The following is a 3,457-nucleotide window of genomic DNA, read 5'->3' on the forward strand; positions in this document are numbered from 1 at the left end:
CCGAATATTTTTGGTACGACCCGTTTAATCCAGAGGATTTTGCCGGATTTAGGTTGCACAATGGCGTCTATCAGCCTTTAACTGAAGATGAACAAGGACGACTAATTAGCGAAAGATTAGGATTAGCCTTAGTTCGTTGGCAAGGGGTCTATAAAAATAATGTTGATACTACTTGGTTACGTTGGGCTACTAATGACGGAATTGTGCTACCTACTGCTGAAGAAATAGCAGTGCAAGCTCAAGAAGAAGCAGCTCAAGCTCAAGAAGAAGCAGCTCAAGCTCAACAACAAGCTACTCAAGCTCAAGAAGAAGCAGCTCAAGCTCAACAACAAGCTACTCAAGCTCAACAACAAGCCGCTCAAGCTCAACAACGAGCTGAGCAACTGGCTGCTCGCTTACGAGCTATGGGAGTAGATCCTGATCAAGTTTGAAGCGATCTCGCAACGGATTGGTGTAAGCATTGAGCGGTCAGCGGTTAGCACTCAACCCTTGGCCAGTGGCTGACCGCTGATAGCTGATATAGCGCTACGCGCCAGGCAAGAGGCAAGAGGCATGCATGCTAAAGCTTACTAAGCACCTAAACAAAATTAATTGGGTGCGGCTCTTTTAGGAATACGCTATATTACAAGTACACTACATACTTCTAACCCTTTCTATATTTAGATTTAAGTTTTCTAGGCTAAAGGGATAGAATTAAGCGATCGCAAAAAAATGAAACGCAAAAACCCCATTTCAATGTGTAATACGATAATACAAAAAAGATATTATCTTGTTTTTCACTCTTTGAGCGAGACTATTTTGAGCATGTCTCAAGCATACAATTCTTTTTATGCAAGGATTTCATACTTTATGCAAAAATACAATTTTTATTTTCAAAAGAGCCGCACCCAAATGATAAATGAATACCCTTTGATATCTGTATTTCATCCGATGAATTTGTAACGACACCAGCGTGAAGCACTATATTTGTATCCCCTTTGTGTTTTTCAAAAATTGGGATGCTCTCCATCCTTGCTATTGATGGCAGCAGATTCAGTGACATTCCTGAGAGTTCCTAGGTAAGTCACGTAAGAAGTACCACCTGTGCCATAACCCGTATTATTCTTGTCACCCGGATTAGATATGTACTTAGGAATCATTTTGAAATGACTGGTTCGCATCAAAAGAATATTTCCAACACAGTTATTGTAAGCTCTTACTAAATCTGAAGAACCATTTTCTATCACAAAGCTCCTTACTTGGCTCTTCTGATAAATTTCCTCCAAGAACTTTCTATGAGGGGCTGGCATATAGTTTACAAAATCATAGTAGTCTTTTAAAATCAAATCCACAGGAATAGATTTTTTTTCGTTAAGAATTTCTCTTTGTACAGGATCCAGAGACATACAACCCATAATCCGGTCTAAGAAAGGCATCGCGCTGCTTTGAGAACCTGTTTCTCCTCTGAGAGCTGAAGCATTAATCTCAGTACCTTCATAAATAAGCTCAACGTTATTGTTCCACCCTTTGAGAAACTGCCTGATGTGTTTTCTGAAAACTTCAGCAGACACGATATTCTCTGTCGTCATGAAGACATCTTTCATGTTAACAATGGTGTCCGCCATTTCTCGTAAGATAATAGCCAGAGAAACCGCATCTCTTTCTTGTGCTAGCTCCATCGCTTTTATACCTTGTTTATAACACTCTCTAGCTGCTGCTTCATAGGCTACATGAACAGTGATGAATTGGTCTTCATCTTGTCTCCCTGAAAAAGTCACAAGACTTCTAAGGTTGTTTGTCGTAAAATCTCCGTTTGGATCTAGTTTTCTCCAGTTTCTTAAGACATAATCAGCATAATTGAGTATTGGTGGTTCCTCCAACCTTTCTGAAATCTCAACAAAAGGAATAGCAATCTGTGCTGGAAGAACTGTTCGGGGTTCAGATTCGCCTCTATAGATGGGTTCCCAAACATAAGCTTGGGCTATCATTCCTAGACAAAGTTTGGCATTATTCAGATGAAAATCCTCTAAAGAAGTTGTATCTATCTGAGGCATTTTATCTACCTCTATTCCCACTTCTCCAATGGGCAAAATATTTGGAAGATTCTGAGCTATTTCTCTCCAAACATAATACTGTTCAGGCCAAAAATCCAAGGACTCTAAGGTTTCATTCAAGAATCCTTTTTCTATTATTTTGTCTTTGAAATCAAACATTATTGGATTTTTCTACTAAAAATAGTTTAAACAATATGTATTATAAACCTGATTTAGAGCGGTTTAAATATTTTTATTTTTTTTTATATATTGCTCTTTCGAGCTCATTGGTCAGGGTAAGCTCATCTATAGCGTTTCTTATAGCTATGAGGTACAGAGGATTGTTTCCCTATTACCTATTACCTCTTATCTCTTACCTGCTCCGTTCGCACCTCAAGCAGCGTCGGCTTTGGCGAAAGCGTGGCCCACGGCCTCAGTCCCTGCTCCCTAAAAGCCAGAACTTTGTACCTCATGACTATGATTGCTGGTTCTTCAGTACCTACTATGCTAAATTTATAGTTTACCCCCCCCGAAAAGCTTACTGTGTAAGGGTTATGAGGCTATTTAACCATAAATTTTTCCAATATAGCTGCCTCTTCCTCCTGCTCCGAAGTCCCTGCTCCGAACGCGCCCCGCGTGGCCTACGGCCTCAGTCCCTTTGGCAAAGTGTTAATTTAGCATAACAAGTACGGAAGAGCCATTTTTATTTGAGATGTAAACAAATCATCTAAAGCTTTAGGAAACCTAAAACTTCCAATAGGTAAGAGCAATAAGGAATACATAATTTTTCAGTTTAGCAAAAATCACAATCTAGTTTTACAACTCATTTGTAAAGTAAAAACAAACGTATAAATACTCATTGCCAAATCAAACTAAATTTGATCAACCTATCAATGGGAATAGGGAGAGGTGAGAGGTTGGCTGTAGCGATTGGCCGTAGGCCACGCTACGCGAACGCCTCATGACTACCAAGCCCAAATAGAAAAACCAAATAACCAAGCAGTAAAGTAAGGGAATGGGATTGACCTTTGGTCACGCTACGCGATCGCATTTCCCGACTCCCGATTCCCGATTCCCTACTCCCTACTCCCTACTCCCTACTCCCTACTCCCTTTTCAAACAAAAAAAATAGCCGCAGAAATACTATCCACGGCTAGGTAAACCTTATGAATTCACATTTCGCACCATTCCAGACATGCTCCCATGGGAGCAAACCCGATGGTTTGGCCAGGGGGCAAAGCCCCCCAGCAATTTAATAGCTTAACCCAGAATTATGTACTTAGTCATCATCGTAATAAATTCCCCAGGAAGCCCCGTCGGTTAGAGTCGATGCCCGGTATTATCCGGGGCACCTCTCCTTCAGAACCGTACGTGAAGGTTTCCCCTCATACGGCTCCTAGATATTCTCTCCCTTAGGAGTGCTCCAGTGTATCTGTTGATGGCAG

The 3,457-nt window shown here is 40.8% G+C and carries 1 protein-coding gene and 1 pseudogene; one reads left to right on the forward strand and one right to left on the reverse strand.

Features of this window, described 5'->3' with window-relative positions; all coding sequences use genetic code 11:
* Window positions 1–431, forward strand: a pseudogene (locus F6K63_RS36460) (Uma2 family endonuclease); the annotation flags it as partial.
* 555 nt (window positions 432–986) lie between these two features.
* On the opposite strand, the gene F6K63_RS36465 reads toward F6K63_RS36460, so the two are convergent.
* The gene (locus F6K63_RS36465; protein WP_287314956.1) at window positions 987–2,192 is read right to left on the reverse strand and encodes a PrnB family protein; all 1,206 of its coding nucleotides are present in this window, start codon (window positions 2,190–2,192) and stop codon (window positions 987–989) included.
* Window positions 2,193–3,457: the final 1,265 nt, after the last annotated feature.

The organism is Moorena sp. SIO1G6 (assembly GCF_010672795.1).
GTDB lineage: Bacteria > Cyanobacteriota > Cyanobacteriia > Cyanobacteriales > Coleofasciculaceae > Moorena > Moorena producens.

Excerpts from the sequence above, each read along its gene's own strand:
- F6K63_RS36465 (WP_287314956.1), bottom strand. The coding sequence starts at position 2,192 with ATGTTTGATTTCAAAGACAAAATAATAGAAAAAGGATTCTTGAATGAA.